The 17,245-nt window shown below is 66.4% G+C and carries 15 protein-coding genes; 4 read left to right on the top strand and 11 right to left on the bottom strand.

The genetic code is table 11. From position 1 onward, the window contains the following. Nucleotides 1-94: 94 nt before the first annotated feature. From I5E68_RS03155 to I5E68_RS03145, 3 genes are all read right to left on the bottom strand, one after another. Nucleotides 95-1,150 (bottom strand): LacI family DNA-binding transcriptional regulator, encoded by a 1,056-nt coding sequence (locus tag I5E68_RS03155; RefSeq protein WP_197160695.1) that lies wholly within the window; start codon nt 1,148-1,150, stop codon nt 95-97. A gap of 106 nt (nt 1,151-1,256) precedes the next feature. Continuing rightward, complete coding sequence (gene glpK / locus I5E68_RS03150; RefSeq protein WP_197160693.1) at nt 1,257-2,747, bottom strand: glycerol kinase GlpK; 1,491 nt, start codon at nt 2,745-2,747, stop codon at nt 1,257-1,259. 90 nt (nt 2,748-2,837) lie between these two features. Then, nucleotides 2,838-3,677 (bottom strand): MIP/aquaporin family protein, encoded by an 840-nt coding sequence (locus tag I5E68_RS03145; protein WP_197160691.1) that lies wholly within the window; start codon nt 3,675-3,677, stop codon nt 2,838-2,840. Between the two features lie 170 nt (nt 3,678-3,847). Between I5E68_RS03145 and glpD the strand changes: the two genes are divergently transcribed. The 4 genes from glpD (at nt 3,848) to I5E68_RS03125 (ending at nt 7,998) form a co-directional block, all read left to right on the top strand. Beyond that, complete coding sequence (gene glpD / locus I5E68_RS03140; RefSeq protein ID WP_197160689.1) at nt 3,848-5,419, top strand: glycerol-3-phosphate dehydrogenase; 1,572 nt, start codon at nt 3,848-3,850, stop codon at nt 5,417-5,419. 70 nt (nt 5,420-5,489) lie between these two features. Further along, nucleotides 5,490-6,338 carry a DeoR/GlpR family DNA-binding transcription regulator gene (locus I5E68_RS03135; protein WP_197160686.1) on the top strand — a complete coding sequence of 283 codons (849 nt, stop codon included), beginning with the start codon at nt 5,490-5,492 and terminating at the stop codon, nt 6,336-6,338. Then, the gene (locus tag I5E68_RS03130) at nt 6,335-7,156 is read left to right on the top strand and encodes a fructosamine kinase family protein (protein WP_197160684.1); all 822 of its coding nucleotides are present in this window, start codon (nt 6,335-6,337) and stop codon (nt 7,154-7,156) included. The genes I5E68_RS03135 and I5E68_RS03130 overlap by 4 nt, the downstream gene beginning before the upstream one ends. Before the next feature lie 584 nt (nt 7,157-7,740). Further along, complete coding sequence (locus tag I5E68_RS03125; RefSeq protein WP_197160681.1) at nt 7,741-7,998, top strand: hypothetical protein; 258 nt, start codon at nt 7,741-7,743, stop codon at nt 7,996-7,998. A gap of 85 nt (nt 7,999-8,083) precedes the next feature. Here I5E68_RS03125 and I5E68_RS03120 read toward each other — a convergent pair whose 3' ends face one another. The 8 genes from I5E68_RS03120 to fliG form a co-directional block, all read right to left on the bottom strand. Continuing rightward, nucleotides 8,084-8,755, bottom strand: a complete 672-nt coding sequence (locus tag I5E68_RS03120) for a flagellar hook assembly protein FlgD (RefSeq protein WP_197160680.1) — start codon at nt 8,753-8,755, stop codon at nt 8,084-8,086. 14 nt (nt 8,756-8,769) lie between these two features. Continuing rightward, a complete protein-coding gene (locus I5E68_RS03115) occupies nt 8,770-10,329 on the bottom strand; it encodes a flagellar hook-length control protein FliK (protein ID WP_197160678.1) in 1,560 nt (519 codons plus the stop codon). 101 nt (nt 10,330-10,430) lie between these two features. After that, complete coding sequence (gene flhA / locus I5E68_RS03110) at nt 10,431-12,551, bottom strand: flagellar biosynthesis protein FlhA (protein ID WP_228726798.1); 2,121 nt, start codon at nt 12,549-12,551, stop codon at nt 10,431-10,433. 74 nt (nt 12,552-12,625) lie between these two features. After that, nucleotides 12,626-13,072: a helix-turn-helix domain-containing protein gene (locus I5E68_RS20350; RefSeq protein WP_197160676.1), complete on the bottom strand. Its 447-nt coding sequence runs from the start codon at nt 13,070-13,072 to the stop codon at nt 12,626-12,628. After that, nucleotides 13,069-13,431 carry a flagellar motor switch protein FliN gene (fliN, locus tag I5E68_RS03100; RefSeq protein WP_228726797.1) on the bottom strand — a complete coding sequence of 121 codons (363 nt, stop codon included), beginning with the start codon at nt 13,429-13,431 and terminating at the stop codon, nt 13,069-13,071. Before fliN ends, I5E68_RS20350 begins: the two co-directional genes overlap by 4 nt. 11 nt (nt 13,432-13,442) lie before the next feature. Then, a complete protein-coding gene (gene fliF / locus I5E68_RS03095) occupies nt 13,443-15,062 on the bottom strand; it encodes a flagellar basal-body MS-ring/collar protein FliF (RefSeq protein ID WP_370463720.1) in 1,620 nt (539 codons plus the stop codon). 94 nt (nt 15,063-15,156) lie between these two features. Further along, entirely contained in the window at nt 15,157-16,038 is an 882-nt protein-coding gene (locus I5E68_RS03090; protein WP_197160674.1) for a FliH/SctL family protein, read from the bottom strand. A gap of 64 nt (nt 16,039-16,102) precedes the next feature. After that, nucleotides 16,103-17,137 (bottom strand): flagellar motor switch protein FliG, encoded by a 1,035-nt coding sequence (gene fliG, locus I5E68_RS03085; protein ID WP_197160672.1) that lies wholly within the window; start codon nt 17,135-17,137, stop codon nt 16,103-16,105. Nucleotides 17,138-17,245 lie beyond the last annotated feature (108 nt).

The following is a 17,245-nucleotide window of genomic DNA, read 5'->3' as shown; positions in this document are numbered from 1 at the left end:
CGCGTTTCACTTTCAGCGCAAGCCCTTGGAATCGAACCGCCCGGTCGCTGACCGCAGGGCGGAAGCGACGGGCGCGAGCCGAAGGCGGCGTGCTTTAGTCGCGGCGCGGTGGTGCGGTCGAGCCGCGCTCGACCAACCCGACGTCAAGCAGGATCACGCGCGCCTCGCCCCCTGCCCCGGCACGCCCGAGTATGAGCTCGCGCACCGCGCGCGCGGCGAGGTCGGCGATGGGCTGGTCCATCGCGGTCAGTGGCGGTCGGGTGAAGCGCACCAGAGGCGTGTTGTCGAAGCTGAGGATCGAGAGGTCTTCGGGCACGCGAAGGCCCAGCTCCTGCGCCACGTCGAGCGCTGCCAGCGCCATCTGCTCGCCACTGGCGATGATCGCGCTTGGTCGCGGCGATCGGCCAAGCAATTCGCGGGCCGCTTGCGCGCCCGTTTCGTAGCTGAAATCGCCCGGCGCCATGAGCCCTTCCGTCGCAAGGCCGGCTTCGCGCATCTGGGCCTGCCAGCCCTCGACGCGCCAGCTCGAGAAACTGTAGGCGCGCAGACCTGCGATAAACCCGATCCGCTCGTGCCCCAGGTCCTGCAGATAGCGGGTCGCCAACCTGCCCGCCTCACCTTCGTCCATCGCCACGCAAAGGCCCTCGCCTTCCTCGCGAGAGCCCATCCGGGCAACCGGGATCTGGTGCTTGCGAAAGGCCTCGATGATGCGCGGGTCATCGCAGTGCGGCGGAGTGAGGATCACCCCGTCGGGCTGGAGGGCGGCGATCGTCGCGCCAAGCTGGCGTTCGATATCGGGAGCATTGGTGTCGACCAGCTCGAAGATCAGGCGGTAGCCGTGCTCGGCACACTCGAGCATGCCGCCCAGCAGCAGCTGATCGACCCAGTCCGTCCCCTGCCGCGCCTTCCAGTCGGCGATCGTGCGCTCGCGGTCATTGAGCGCGAGGATCAGCCAGGAACGCGAGCCCCCCATGCGCTGGGCAGCGATCGACGGGACATAGCCGAGCTTGTCGATCGAGGCCTGAACCTTCTCGCGCATTGGCGCGCGCACGCTCTGGTCGTTGTTGATGACGCGACTGACGGTCTGCAGCGATACGCCCGCATCCGCTGCAACATGCCTGATCGTAACTGCCTGGCGCCTGCGCCCCATGAACCTCTCTCCTAGCGAAGAGAAGTCCTATCGCCGCATACCGCTCCTGACCAGTAGGCTTGCGCGGACAGGTGTATGCAGTGCCAATGCTGCAGGCCAGTCGCGCTCAGTCGGTGAGGGTGCGGCGGACCGCCTGCTGCCAGCCCGCAATCAACCGCTCGCGATCGGCGGATTTCATGGCGGGTGTAAACATCCGGCCCTGGCTCCAGGTGCGGCCGAGCGCGGCAAGATCGGGCCAGACCCCGGTAGCAAGACCTGCGTGGAAGGCCGCACCCAGCGCCGTGGTCTCGAGGTGGATCGGCCGCTCGACGGGCACCTCGAGCATGTCGGCAAGGAACTGGCACAGCCAGTCGTTGGCGGCCATCCCGCCATCGACGCGCAGGCCTGCCGGGGCCTTGCCGCCGTCGGCCTCCATCGCATGTGCCAGGTCCATGGTCTGGTAGGCGACCGCTTCCAGCGCCGCGCGCGCAAGGTGGGCTTGCGTCGCGCCCAGCGTCAGCCCGAAGATCGAGCCGCGCGCGTCCGGGTCCCAGTGCGGCGCACCGAGGCCGACGAAGGCCGGGACCATGTAGACCCCGTGGTTGTCGGGCACCTGCGTCGCCATGTCGTTGGTCTCGCGCGCATGGGTGATCACGCCGATCCCGTCGCGCAGCCACTTGACCGCAGCCCCCGCCACGAAGATCGAGCCCTCGAGCGCATAAGTCATCTTGCCGTCGAGGCGATAGGCAGGGGTCGTGAGCAGGCGGTTGCCCGACTCGATGGCCTCGCCACCGGTGTTGAGCAGCATGAAGCAGCCGGTTCCGTAGGTCGACTTGGCCATGCCGGTCTCGAAGCAGGCCTGTCCGAACAGCGCGGCCTGCTGGTCTCCGGCAAGCCCTGCGATGGGAATTTCCGTACCGAACAGGTCCTTCGCGGTGTAGCCGAAAACGTGCGAGTTGTCGTGCACCTGCGGCAACATCGCCATGGGCACGCGCAGGAGACGGCACAGTTCCTCGTCCCAGCGCTGCTCGCGGATGTTGTAGAGCATCGTGCGCCCGGCGTTGGTCACGTCGGTGGCATGGACCGCGCCGCCGGTCAGGCGCCACAGCAAGAAACTGTCGACGGTGCCGAAGGCGAGTTCGCCCTTCTCGGCCCGCGCGCGGGCACCGTCGACGTTGTCGAGGATCCATGCCAGCTTGGTCGCCGAGAAATAGGGATCGACGAGCAGGCCGGTGCGCGCACGCACGTCCGCCTCGACACCGTCGGCCTTCATCTGCGCACAGAGCTTGGCGGTGCGCCGGTCCTGCCACACGATCGCGCGGTGGATCGGCCGCCCGCTCTCACGCTCCCACACCACCACCGTCTCGCGCTGGTTGGTGATGCCGATGCCCGCGATTGCCCTCGCATCGATTCCGCTCTTTGCGATCGCCTCGCGCGCGGTCTTGACGGTGTCGCGCCAGATGTCCTCGGGATCGTGCTCGACCCAGCCAAGGTCGGGGTAGTGCTGCTCGAACTCGCACTGCGCCGTCGCCACGGGATGCGCCGCGCTGTCGAAGACGATCGAGCGGGTTGAGGTCGTGCCCTGATCGATGGCGAGAACGTGAGTGGGCTGGGTCATGGGGTACTCTCCGGGAATTCTGGCATGTTCTGGACGTCGATCAACCGACCTGTCGAGTGCCCGCGAGCACTGCGACTGCGACAGCGCCGGTCACTGCGGGTCGACCGAGGTTGGGAGCTCGGCCGACCCGCCCTGCGCCTGCGTGCGACCCGAGGGCAGGTATGGCTTGATCAGGAACTGGTAGATGCCCGCGCCCACGACACCGCCGACGAGCGGTCCTGCAATGGGCACCCAGAAGTAGGCTTGCGGGCCGGGCAAGGCGGAGGAGCCCCAGCCCGCAAGCCAGGCAAAGAGGCGCGGACCGAAATCGCGCGCCGGATTGATGGGCCAGCCTTCCAGGTACCCCCCCGAGGCGCCGATGGTCGCGACGAGAAGGCCGATCATCAGTGCGCCGGCATTGGCACGCGGGGCGACTTCGTTGAATTCGTCGGTGATCGCGAAGATGCCGAGCAGCAGGAAGGCGGTGAGAATCACCTCGTCCCAGAAGGCATGCATCGGCGCGATGTGTTCACCGGGGTGCGTGAAGAATACGCCTGCCGCGCCGCCGCCCGCGCGGGTAAGATCATGGGCCGCGTTGTACGCATCGATCACCGGGTGCCACAGCTGCAGCACCAGCGCGGCGCCGATGAAGCCTCCGACCACTTGCGCCGCGATGTAGGGCGCAACCTTGCGCTTGGGAAAGCCCCGGAAGATAGCGAGGGCCAGCGTGACCGCGGGGTTGGCATGGGTGCCCGAAACAGAGCCCGTGACATAGATGGCAAGCGTCACTGCCAGACCCCAGGCGATGCAGACACCCCAATATGCCTGCGCATAGGGGCTGGGATCGTAGAGCGTGATCATGGCCGCCGCGGAATCGCCCAGGGTGACGATGATCACCACCGCCAGCATCTCCGAGATCAGCTCACCGCGCAGTTGTCGCCGTTCCGTCACGTTTCGGGTCTCTCCCAGCCTTCTTTCGTATTGCGCCTGAACCCTGCACATAGTTTCAAACGAACGTCAATAGTTTCGTTTGAACTTTCGTACGAAATTCCATATAGCCTGAAACGAAAGTTCATCCCGTCGGTTCCAACCGTGCGAAACATTGATCAAGGGAGAGACCCATGCAGGCATCCACTGCCGCCACGCCCGAAACCGAACAGAGTTACGACCTCCTGATCGTGGGCGGCGGCATCAATGGTGCAGGCATCGCGCGCGATGCGGCCGGGCGCGGGCTCAGCGTGCTGCTGGTCGAGCAGGACGATCTCGCCAGCTACACCTCGTCTTCCTCGACCAAGCTCATCCACGGCGGGCTGCGCTATCTTGAATATTACGAGTTCCGGCTCGTTCGCGAAGCCCTGATCGAACGCGAGCGCCTGCTCGGCATGGCGCCGCACATCATCTGGCCGCTGCGTTTCGTACTGCCCCAGTCACAGTCGCCTCGGCCGGGCTGGATGGTGCGCCTTGGCCTGTTCCTCTACGACAATCTGGGTGGCCGCAAGGAACTGCCCGGCACCGAGGTCATCGATCTCGACCGCGTCGCACGCGGCAACGGCCTCAAGCCGCAGGCCGGAAAACGAAAGAGCGACACGAAAGGCCAGACTTCGAAAGGCAAGGCATTCGTCTATTCCGACTGCTGGGTCGAGGACAGTCGCCTCGTCGTGCTCAACGCGATGGACGCCGCCGCACGCGGCGCGCGCATCGAGACGCGCACCCGCCTCGTCGATGCGGTTTCCGAAAATGGTGGCTGGAAGGCGACCCTCGAGGGCTCGCAAGGCACGCGCGAAGTGAGCGCGCGCATGATGATCAATGCGGCAGGCCCATGGGTCGACAAGGTCCTCCAGCGCCTCGGCCGCGCTCACAATGATCGCGGCGTGCGCCTCGTCAAGGGCAGCCACATCGTCGTGCCGCGCCTCTATGATGGCGAGCACGCCTTCATGCTGCAGAACCCGGACCGCCGGATCGTCTTCGCCATCCCTTACGAGCGTGAGTTCACGCTGATCGGCACGACCGACGAGCCCTGGACCGAGGCGCCGGGCAAGGCCGAGATCTCGCAGGGCGAGATCGACTACCTGTGCGAAACCGCCAACCGCTACTTCGAGCGCCAGACCACGCCCTCCGACATCGTGTGGAGCTACGCCGGCATCCGTCCGCTCTATGACGACCATGCCGCCAATGCCTCGGCGGTGACCCGCGACTACGTGCTCGACTTCGACAAGCGCGAGGATGCAGCGCCGTTGCTGAGCATCTTCGGCGGCAAGATCACCACGTACCGCAAGCTCGCGGAACACGCGCTCGAACACATCGCGGAAGTCTTCCCCCAGGCCAACACCGCCTGGACGGCAGGCGCGAAGCTGCCCGGCGGCGACCTGCCCGACGGCAATTTCGACGCCTATGTGCACTCGCTCGAGACCGCCTACCCCAAGATGCCGCAGGCCCTTCTGCGCCGCCTCGCGCGCGCCTATGGCAGCCGCAGCGTTGAACTGCTCGGCGCAGCGGCCAGCCCGGCAGACCTTGGCGAGGATTTCGGCGGCGGGCTTTATGCACGCGAGATCGACTATCTGGTCCGCGCCGAATGGGCCCGCAGCGCACAGGACATTCTCTACCGCCGCTCCAAGCTCGGGCTGCACGTACCGGCAGGCGCAGAAGCCGCGATCGAAGCCTACCTAGCACGTCATCTGGCCGAGGCGGGATGACGTGCACGATTGATCTGCCCGGGTGCTGCGCTAGGATCGCGCCCCACACACTGGCAGACAAGGCGTGAGAATGTACGATACCAGCGCGGAGAGCAGCGACGTCGTCGCCCGCCGCCGCGAAACGATCCTTCAGATCGCGCGCGGCACCGGCAGCGTCGAGGTCGACGATCTCGCCGAGCGGCTCGGCGTCACGCCGCAGACGATCCGCAAGGACCTCAATGCGCTTGCCCGCCAGTCGCTGCTCTCGCGCGTCCACGGCGGCGCATTGCTGACCTCGGGCGTAGATAACCTGGCCTACGACACGCGCCGCAACGTCGCCTCCGACGCCAAGGCGCGTATCGGCGCCGCTGCGGCTGCACTGATCCCCGACGGCGCCTCGCTGTTCATCAACATCGGCACCACCACCGAGGCGGTCGCGGCGAACTTCGCGCATCACCGCAATCTCATGGTGATCTCGAACAACCTCAACGTGATCGACACGCTGAGCACGCACAAGGCGATGGACCTCGTCTGCGTGGGCGGCACGGTGCGCACCGGCGATCGCGCCGTCGTGGGCTCGCTGGCGATGCGCTTCATCGAGAACTTCCGCGTCGACTATGCCCTCATCGGCATCTCCGCGCTCGACGGCGACGGCTCGCTGCTCGATTTCGCGATCGACGAGGTCGAAGTCTCGCAGACCATCATCCGCAACGCGCGCAAGGTGATCCTCGTCGCCGATTCCACCAAAGTCGGCCGCTCCGCTCCGGTGCGGGTTTGCGGGATGGAGGCGATCGACTTCTTCGTGTGTGACCGCATCGAGGACCCGGCTTTGCGTGCGGCCTGCGAGCGCAACGGCGTGAACCTGGTCGAGACCCGCCCCGACGCGCTCTCCTCCGCGCAGGCCGGGGCCGATGCCGGAGCGAGCCTGCCGGCGCGATGACGATCGCGCTCGAAGCAGGCGCTTTGCTCGATTGCGAAGTTGTTGGAGTCACCCCGCTCTACGGCGGAGACCTGTCGAGCGTGCACCGACTGGAGCTGGCCGACGGACGAACCCTCGTCGCCAAGCAGAGCCCGAACGCGGGTATCGAGGCCGAAATGCTAGCCGCGATCCGCGCGACGGGCGCCCCTGCCCCGGCGGTGCTCGCAGCGCGCGACGAACTGTTCGTGATGGAATGGATCGATGCCAACGACAGTCTTGCGATGGCCTGGGACGATCTCGCGGCAGTGCTGCACAAGCTGCATCATGTCGCGCCTGCCGACAAGCGCGGCAGCAAGGCCCTCTATGGCTGGCCAGTGGACTACGCCTTCGGCCCGGTAGCCATACCGGGCGGGATGCACCGGGACTGGCCCAGTTTCTGGGCCCAAAACCGCCTGTTGTGCCATATCCCCCACGTCCCGACCGACATTGCCGCGAGGCTCGAACGGCTCTGCGCCGCACTGGCCGACTACCTTCCGCAAGAACCGCGCCCCGCGCTGCTGCATGGTGACCTATGGGGCGGAAACGTGATGGTGCGCGGCGCCTGCGTTGCAGGCCTGATCGATCCGGCCTGCTGTTATGGCGACCCGGTGGTCGACCTCGCCATGCTTACCTTGTTCGACCATCCGCCGCCGCATTTCTTTACAACTTTGCGGCTCGAGGCAGGCTGGCGCGAGCGCCTGCCGATCTACAGCCTATGGCCGCTGCTCGTACACTTGCGCCTGTTCGGCGAAGGCTATCGGCGCGCGGTAGAGAACGCGCTGGCGCGCAGTGGCTACTGACTTACCCCGAGACAGGCCTTTTCAAGGACCTGGCGGACCCCGCCCGCTCGCTCGCGCGGCAAACCGTTTCAAGGATGCGGCAAGTGCAACCGGACTGCTCACGCGTGACCACTTGTGAGTCACCGCGAATCACTGGAAGGTCCGCGAGTCGCGCCCAACAAGGCGGCGAACTGTGGATAACTCACCACAAGCCACCTTTCGGGTGTCCGTTACAGGATTCTCATAGTTAATTTCGACTGATATCGTCCTACGGACTTACCCGGGTGTTTTCGCATGATAACTGACCCTTTGTCGGAAATCATGATGAAGAAACTTGGTTAAGATCGGCTAAGCATAATTCAGTTGTTGCGCGAGGCCTTACGAAAAGTCATTGAATTGGCTGCTTGATAATATCTCTTATGGCGGGTCGTTCCGGTCCAAGAAACCGGGCGAAAGCGAGATCGAGTGACTAGATGACGAACAGTCTACCTTCGGGGCGCGTCGAGATTTCTGACAGGTCTGCCATGGGAGAAGTTTTCAACTTTTCCCTGCAGCTGGAGATCGAGTCCAGATCCCAATTGTGGCAAGCCGCCGCACTGGAATGCATGAAACAGCCCGGCATGACGCTCGAGGATGTCACCGACCTCATCGGTCCGGTGGAAGATCCCTCGGTCCACGACTGTATCATGATGCTTGCCCTGCGCACGCAGGTCGACGGCTGCCGGCGGCTCGATGCGACGCTTGCCGCGCTCGAGATCCTTACCCCGGCTGACGTGAGCCCGCACGAGCTGCAGCACGATGGCCTGCCCGCGATTGCCTCGCTCGACATCGTGCCGCGCTTCGCCCACGCCCGGCCCGTCTGAACCGGCCCAAGCCATCACGCTCCTCTACGCAAGAAGGGCGGGACCTTGCCGGGTCCCGCCCTTCTTGCGTGTGCAGGCCAGTGGATCAGCTCCCCTGGTCAGTCCCGTCCGAAACGGCGACCAGCCCCGAGACCGACATGCGGATGCCGTTCACGCCCAGCATGATGTCCGAGCCGGTCGACACCACGTCGGTAACCTTGGCCATCGAGTTGATCGTCACGTCCAGCGCCTCGCCCGAGGCATCGACGGCGGATACCGCGAAACTGTAGGCTCCCGAAGGTGCCGTGGCGCCGTTCGCCATTGTTCCGTCCCACGCATAGGTACCCTGCTGACCCGGCTCGAGCGTCAGGGTCTGCACGACGTTCCCCGAACTGTCCGAGATCGTCGCGGTGAGGCTCGCAGGCGTTCCGTTCGCGTAGTAGCTCCACTGCGCCGGAGCATCGCCAAGCCCAGCCACCGCGCTGTCGAAGCGCGCGGTGCGTCCGATGAAGTTCGAGGCCGAGGCAAGGTCCTGCGAGGCAAGCTGGCTGAGAATGTCCTGCAGCGCGCCGGTCTGCTGGATCGACTGCTCGACCTGCGAGTACTGCACCAGCTGCTGGGTATATTCCGACGTGTCCATCGGATCGAGCGGATCCTGATTGGTCATCTGCGTCGTCAGCAGCTCGAGGAACATGTTGTAATCGGCAAAGAGCGTGTCGCTCGCCGCTGCGGTGACGCTGCTGGTTCCGCCTGCAGCGGCGCTGGAAATGATGGTCATTGCTGGAAGGCTTCCTATGCCATGAGATCAACGCGGCCACTGCTCGAAAGCGGCTGGTAGGCCTGCTCCTCGCTCGTGCCGAACTGGTTTGCGGCAAAAGCCGGATGGCCCTGACCCTGCCCTTGCTGTCCCTGACCGTGCTGGCTTTGGGCCTGCTGACCCTGACCGCCCTGTCCTCCGGCGCGGGTATCGAAGCGCAGCGACTGTCCGTCGGCGCGCACTCCGGCATCGGCCAGCGCACGGTTGAGATCGGTGCTCTCGCGGCGCAGCAGGTCTGCAGCGGCGGCGCTGTCCGCCGAAACCGTGGCGCGCAGCATTCCGTCATGGTCGAACGAGAGGCGCACGTCGATCCGGCCCATGTGCCGCGGATCGAGACGGACCAGCAGGTCCTCGCTGCCCTTGTCGAGCGCGCGCGAGATCTGGACGCCGATGTCGGTCCCGAACTGGCCGGGCTGCACGCTCACTTGCGCGCTGTGGGCCTGACCGGTCTGGCTCGCGGGAGCATAGGGCAGCACGCCGCCACGGCTCACCGGGCCATTACCCGCGAGCGCCTGGCTCTGGATCGCACTGGGCAGTCCCGAAGTGTCACCGCGCGTTTGCGCAGACGCGCCCTCGAGTGTGCCCGCAGCTTCGCCGCTTGCGGCAAGGGTTTGCCCGCCCTGCCGCTCTGCAGCCTTGGGTGTCGCACTCTCGCTCGCTGCGCTTGAGGCCGAGCTTGCGCCACGAGACGCCTGTGCACGGCCGCTTCCAACGCCGGTGCGGCGCAGTTGAGAGGCAAAGGCGAGATCATCGCCGGCGCTCTCGTCGTCGCCACCCTCGTCACCAGCAGTCTCCTGACCACCTGCATCTGCCGCTGTTTCGAGCCCTGGCCCGGCAAGCGCGGCGCCCGGGATCTGACCGGCAAGATGGCCACCTGCCGTAGCCGAGGCGAGTGCAAGCCTCGATGCGCCCGTGGCCATCGCTGCAGGAGCAGGTACCTCTGCCGGAACCGGCGCAACGAAGGCAGCAAGCGCCGCCTGCGGCTTGTTCTCGTCGAACGAGGACTCTTGCGGATCCTGCGCCTCGTCATCCCCGGCGAGAAGCTCCTGAGGCTCGCGCGGCACGCTGGCAGCGCGCGCCTCGGTCTTGGCGGGTTCGGCGGCCTTGCCTTCTCGTGCCACCGCCAGAGCAGCCTCGCGCGTACGCACGGCTTCGGCCTCGAGGGCAACATCGCTATCGCCCGAAGCATCATCGGCGGCTGCAGCCATGGTCGCACTGCCTGCAGCCGATGCCAGGGACAGTTGCGCGACCTTCGCCTGACCTGAGGGCAAGACGGCAAGCGCGGAGCCTTGAGGAATCTCCATTTTCCGATCAGCCTTGGGCGACTTCGGCCGGGCGTGCTCCGGCCTGATTGCCAAGCCCTGCCCATCGTCCTGCGGATTGTCGCCGGAACCCGACTGGGGCTGCTGCGCAGGTCCCCCCAACATCGCTCCGAAGCCCGGCGCAGCCTCATCGGCCGACGCGCCCGCGCCGCCGCCGGCCAGCGCCGCGCCTGCGGGCGAGAGCTGTGGCAAGGGACCGAGGGGAAACGACATGGGCTAGATCCTCCGGCCGGATCAGACCGGCCCTCGATACATCATAGAGGCCTGGGGGCTATTCCGGTCGGCCCGTCACACCCGCAGGCGCAAAAACCGCGTCACCCCAGCGTGCCGAGCGAACGCAGCCGCGCGCGCGGATGGATCTCGTTCTGCGAGAGCACGACGGTCGCGGGACGTACCCGCTCGATGATCGAGCGCACGAAGGGACGCAGCGGCGGACTGGTCAGCAGGCAGGGGATCTCGCCCTGCCCGGCGAGACGGTCGTAAGTCTCGCGCACGGTCGCGATGAAGCTTTGCAGCTGCGAGGGCGCCATCGCCAGGTGCAGGTCCTCGCCCTGCCCCACGATCGCTTCCGAAAAGGCCTCGTCCCAGACCCCGCCGAGGCTGACGATCGGGATCGTACCGTCGTGGGTCTGCTGCGCCGAGATCTGGCGCGAGAGGCGCGCGCGCACGTGCTCGGTGATCTGGGTCAGGTTGCCGGTGCTCGCGGTCGCCTCGGCCACGCCTTCGAGGATCGTCGGGATGTCGCGGATCGAGACCCCCTCGGCGAGCAGGTTTTGCAGGATGCGCTGCACGCCCGAGATCGAGATGCGCGCAGGAATGATGTCCGCGATCAGCTTCTCGACGTCCTTGTGGACATCGTTGAGCAGCTTTTGCGTCTCGGTATAGGAGAGCAGGTCGGCGACGTTGTCCTTGACGATCTCGGTCAGGTGAGTGGTGACGACGGTTCCGCAGTCGACCACGGTGAGGCCGCGGAAGCCGGCCTCCTCGCGCATCTCGCGATCGATCCACAGCGCCGGCAGGTTGAACACCGGCTCGGTCGTCGGGATGCCGCGGATGCCCAGGTCCTGTCCGGTCGCGTTGATCACCAGCAGCTTGCCGATCTGCAGTTCGCCGCGCGCGATCTCGGTCTCCTTGACGAAGACGATATATTCGTTGGCCTGCAACGACATGTTGTCGAGAATGCGCACCGAAGGGAGCACGAAACCGTAGTCGGTCGCCATCTGCCGGCGCAGCGCACGCACCTGATCATCGAGGCGCGGTTCGGCGCTGGCATCGTTGATGAGGGGCAGCAGGCCGTAACCCAGTTCGATGCGCAGCGCGTCGATGGCGAGCGTGCGCGAGATCGGTTCCTCGACCTGCGCGGCCTCGCGCTTCTTTTCGGCGGCAGCCTGCTGGGCATCGAGGATCGTACGCTCCTCGGCCTTGCGGGTCATCGACCAGGCGAGCCAGCCGCACAGGCCCGAGAGCGTGGCGAAGGGAAAGAAGGGAAGACCCGGGAGCAGCGCGAAGGCACCCATCAGCGCGGAGACGATGCCGAAAGCCTTGGGATAGCGGCCCAGCTGCTCGCTCAGCGCCGCGCCGGTCTTGCCTGTGGCCCCGCCCTTGGAGACCAGCAGGCCCGCCGCGGTCGAGACGATCAGCGCCGGGATCTGGCTGACGAGCCCGTCGCCGACGGTCAGGATGGTGTAAGTCTCGAAGGCCTGACCGAAGGGAACGCCGTGGATCGCGACACCGACGATGAGGCCGACGACCACGTTGATGGCAGTGATCAGCAGGCCCGCGACGGCATCGCCCTTCACGAACTTGGAAGCACCGTCCATCGCGCCGTAGAAGCCGCTCTCGGCCTCGATCTCGGCGCGGCGCTCGCGCGCCTGGGTTTCCGAGATCGTGCCCGCGTTGAGATCGGCGTCGATCGCCATCTGCTTGCCGGGCATGGCATCGAGGCTGAAACGCGCGGCGACCTCGGCGATGCGCCCGGCACCCTTGGTGATGACCACGAAGTTGATGACGATGAGGATCGCGAAGATGGTCAGGCCGATGACCGTCTCGCCGCCCATGAGGAACTCGCCGAAGGCGGCGATGACCCCGCCGGCGGCCTGCTTGCCCTCGTGGCCATGCCCGAGGATCAGGCGCGTCGAGGCGAGGTTGAGGCCCAGGCGCAGCATCGTCGCGATGAGCAGGATCGTCGGGAAACTGGAGAGCTGCAGCGGCTTCTCGATGAACAGCGAGGTCATCAGGATCAGCACCGAGGCGGTGATCGAAAGCGCGAGGCCCATGTCGAGCATCCAGCCGGGCATCGGCAGGATGAGCATGGCAATGATCGCGGTGACACCCAGCGCCAGCGCGAGGTCGCGGCCCGCGCCGATCCTGACGAGCAGGGGGTCGATCCTAGAGACAAGGGCATTCATCGTCGGGTCACTCGACTGCGGCGCCATGCGTGCGTGCTCGCACGAAGGCGCGCCGGTTCAGGGATGGAAGCGAGCCACCGCTCGCGACCAGCCCGGGGCGTTCAGTGCTGGAGCGCGCGGTCCGCATCGAGGTCGTCCTCGGCGAGGAAGGCGCGCAGCTTGTTGCGCATGGTGCGCACGGAGATGCCGAGCATCGCCGCGGCACTGGTGCGGTTGCCCTCGCAGTGTTCGAGCGTCTGCAGCACGAGTTCGCGCTCGACCTCCTCGACGCGGCGCCCGACCAGTGCCGATACCGCCGCCGGGAACGCCATCGCCTCGGCCTTCTGCGAGCGCAGCCGGGCCATGACGTCCTGCAGGTCGACCACGAAATCGACCGAGACGAGTTCGTCACCGGGATGGCGCCAGCTGTCGCGCAGCGGATTGGACGCCGGATCGACGGCAATCGAGCCCTTCGCGCCACGCGCCATCTCGAAGGCGAGAGCCATGGTGTCGGCCGGGTCGCCGACGAGCACGATCGGGGTCGCGGCGGGGTCCACCGGCACCTTCATCCCTCCTGCCTCACGATTTCGGTGAGCGTGACGCCCAGCGCGTTGTCGATCAGCACGACCTCGCCGCGCGCGATGAGGCGGTTGTTGACGAAGATGTCGGCCGGTTCGCCGACGCGGCGGTCGAGTTCGACCACCATGCCCGGCTTGAGCTGGAGCAGCTCGCCGATGTCCATGCGCGAGCGGCCGAGCACGGCCTGAACCTTGACCGGCACGTCAAACACGGCCTGCAGGTCGTCGGGTTCGAGCGGCCCTTGGCTTGCGCGGCGCAGCGCCTCCTGGCGGGCATCGGGTTCGGGTGCGGTGCTCGCCGCGATCTCTTCGGTCTCGCCGAACTGGCGCGGTTCGAGTTGTCTTGTCATGGCAACCTCTCTCAGGTGTTCATCCACTGGCGGATCACCGAAGCCGATTCCGCCGGGCTTGCCGCCACCGTGCCGCCGATGCGGCGCAGCGCGGACTGCTTGATCTGTCCATCGACCTGGGCAAGCGCGATCTCGTCATCGAGCTTCGCATCGCCCGGAAGCCGGTTCTGGTCTTCGAGCAGGTTGCCCTCCTCGTCGAACTGGTCGACCGAACGGCCGGTCAGCTCGGTCACGCCGTCCTCCTCCTCGCCAGGCCCGCGCCGCTGTTCGACGATGCCCTCGAGCAACGGCGGTCGGTTGTTCTGCCCCTTGAGCATGCGGATCGCGAAGAGCACGATCCCGCCCACCACGAGCAGCTTGACGATATCGAACACGCGACCGCCGGTGATCCCGAAGGGCAGCCCGCCACTGTCTTCCTCGAAAGCGTCGGGAGCGGAGAACTTCATCGCCTCGACGACCACGCTGTCCCCGCGTGCGGCATCGTAGCCGACCGCGTTCTCGACGAGACGCTGCATGCGCTGGACCTGCGCTGCGGGAAGCCCCTTCTCGCCCGGGTCGACCATGACCGCGACGGTCAGGCGCGTAACCTCGCCGGGACCGCGCACCGCCACCTTCTGGGTGCGGCTGTTGTCGTACGTGACGTCCTCGGAGGTCTCGTTGCGGGCCGAACGACGGCTGTCGCCATTGCCGCCGGCAAGGTTCATCTCGTCATCGGGCAGCTGGGTACCGACCGAAACGCCGTCCGCACCGCCCGAGCTCTCGTCGTTCTGGTCGCTCGATTCCACGGTGACCTGATGCGCAACGACCTGGTTGTCGGGGTCGAAGGTCTGCGATTCCTCGCGGACCTGGTCGCGCTCGATCTTGGCGGCGACTTCGGCGCGCACCTTGCCACGCCCGACGATGGGCTCGAGCATCGCCTCGATCTCGCTGCGCAGGCGCGCCTCGAGCGATGCCTGATGCTCCTCGAGATCGCCGCCAGCACCATCGCCGCCCTCGCCTGCACGAGCAAGCAGCGCGCCCGACTGGTCGACGATAGAGACGGCATCGGGCGCGAGACCGGGAACCGCCGAGGAGACGAGGTAGCGGATCGCCTGAACGCTTTCCTTGGGAAGGCGCCCGGTCGTCGCGACGGTCACCGCGGCGCTGGCCTTGCGCGGCTCGTTCTCGAACAGCGCGCGCTCGGGCATGACGACGTGGACGCGCGCCTTGCGCACGGTGTCGATGCTCTCGATCGAACGCACGAGCTCGCCCTCGATGGCCCGGGTCTCGTTGAGCTTTGCACGCGAGGAGGAAATGCCGAAGGGCTCCTCCTCGTCGAGAACCTCGTAGCCAATCTTGCCGCCCAGCTGTTCGGAAGCGAGCGACATGCGCAGTTCGGCGAGGCGGTCCACCGGGGCCATGACGGCGGTGCCGTCGGCGGAGAGCTGGAAGGGCACGCTCTGCCCGCGCAGCTTCTCGGTGATCGACTGTGCGGCAGCGGGATCGAGGTCGGTGAACAGATAGCCCATGTCGCTGGTCGAAGGGCGCATTGCCATCCAGCCCAGTCCGATGAGCATGGCGGCAGCGACACCTCCCATCAGCAGGGCACGGCGCGAGCCGATCTGCTCGATAAAGTTGCGCAACGCGTTCAAGTGAGCCTCTCGATGCTACCGCGGGGCCCGATGGCCTCGCCTTGTGGCATTATAGGAGGAGCACTAGGCAAAACTTGCCGAACGGCGGAAAAGTTTACGCCCCCCCGCCGGGATAGGCGTCGCCGGGCAATTGCGCCTCGCCATCGGGACCGAGCAGGCCGCCCAGTTCAGCCAGCACGGCCGCGCGGCGCGCCATGGCATCGACCACCAGTCCGCCTTCGGTCCAGGTGATCTGCGCATCGCCGATGGCAATGGTCTCGTCCTCGACCAGCATCATGTCGATGCGGCGCTGCTCGCGCGCCTGGCGCAGGGCCACGCGCTTTTCCAGATCCTCGCGGATCGCGGGATTGATGCGGATGACCAGCCCGGTCCCGCGCGAGACCTGATCCAGCGCACGCCCCAGCGCCTCGTCGATGGCGCGCACCGGATCGTGATCGACGGCGTGCCCCGCGAGCATGTTCGCCGCCTGATAGGCGACCACCGCTGCATCGCGGGCGATGTCCTCGGAGACCCGGTCGAAATCGCGCCGGGCTTCCTCGAGCGCAGCGTGCAGCGCATCGGTCGCGGCCAGCACGGCTTCCTCGCGTTCACTGCGCGCCTGCACCAGCCCGGCCTCGAAGCCATCGCTGCGCGCCCGCGAGAGCTCGGCGGCATGGTCTTGCGCCATGCGTTCGACGCGTGCCTCGAGAGCTGCAATTTCCTCGCGTAGCCGCGTCGCGGCGACTTCGGCCACTTCGGCAGGCTCGCGCTGGCCCGACTGGAACACGCGGTCGAAGCTGAAGGGCTGGATCGGTCCCGCCGCACCGTCGTCGGGTGTGGTACCGTTCGATGCGGCGTCCTCGAACGCGGCGCCCTCCCCGTCCGCAGTGTGCACGCTGCGTTCGGGTGCAGCCGGCCAGGCGATGGCCCCGACGCCCGCCCTTGGCTGGCGACGCCGGTCACCGACGCCCGAGCGACGGTCCTCGGAATCGCTCATCGCTTTCCTCCTGCGCACCTGGACGCAACGCGCCATGCAGCGCCGATATCCGCAGGCTGCGCCATCAGTAGATCATCGCCTCGTCGCTCTTCGGGTCGGCGATGACGATGTCGCCGCGATCGCCGAGTGACTTGGCAAGGCGCACCAATGCAGCCTGCGCATCCTCGCACTCGCGCGCGCGCACCGGCCCCATCGCGGCCATGTCATCGCGCATCAGCTTGGCCGCACGTTCGGTCATGCCGTTGAAGAAGACCTGGCGCATCTCTTCGGGCGCACCCTTGAGCGCCAACGCCAGCTCGCGCTTGTCGCTGTTGCGCACCAAGACCTGGATCGAGGCCGGGACGAGATTGGCCAGATCCTCGAACGTGAACATCAGCGCGCGGATCTTGGAGGCGGCGTCGGGCTCGCGCGCGTCGAGCGCGGAAAGCATGGCTTCCTCGGTCGAGCGGTCGAGCGCGTTGAACAGTTCGGCCATGGTCTCGTGGGCATCGACCTTCTGCGCGCGCGAGAAGTTTGTCATGAACTCCGCCTTGAGGGTCTGCTCGACCTGGGCGAGGACGTCTTTCTGCACCGTATCCATGCGCAGCATGCGCATCACCACATCGGTACCGAGATCGCGCGGCAGTTCGGCCAGCACCCGCGCCGCGTGGTCGGTGCGCAGCTTGGAGAGGATCACCGCAATGGTCTGCGGATATTCGTTCTTGAGATAGCCCGCGAGTACCGCCTCGCTGACGTTGGAGAGCTTGTCCCACATCGTACGCCCGCTCGGGCCGCGGATGTCCTCCATGATCTCCTTCACGCGGTCCGCGGGCATCATGCCCTCGAGCAGACGCTGCGTGGACTCGTACGAGCCGTGGAAGTTCGACATGCTGGAAACTTCGCCGAGAAACTCCACCAGGAGATACTCGATGACGTTGGCCGGAACCCGGCCAAGCTGCGAGATCGCCGAGGAAAGCTCCTTGACCTCCTCGTTGGAAAGCTGCCCCCAGATCGGCCCGCCATGCTCCTGGCCGAGCGCAAGCATCAACGCCGCAGCACGCTGCAGCCCCGAATACTTCTTGAGTTCCGGCGGCTCTCCGATCGGGGCTACCTTGGTCACGTCCTTCAATCCTCGTAATAAAAGTGCACGGTTCCGGACCCGAACGCCCGCAAGCTATCTATCTTATAGGATGACAACGGCGGCGATGATCCCGGGAAGGTACAATTC

The sequence above is a fragment of the Novosphingobium aureum genome, assembly GCF_015865035.1.
GTDB lineage: Bacteria > Pseudomonadota > Alphaproteobacteria > Sphingomonadales > Sphingomonadaceae > Novosphingobium > Novosphingobium aureum.
Note: the sequence above shows the minus strand (reverse complement) of the source record. Positions and strands in the feature narration are given on the sequence as shown.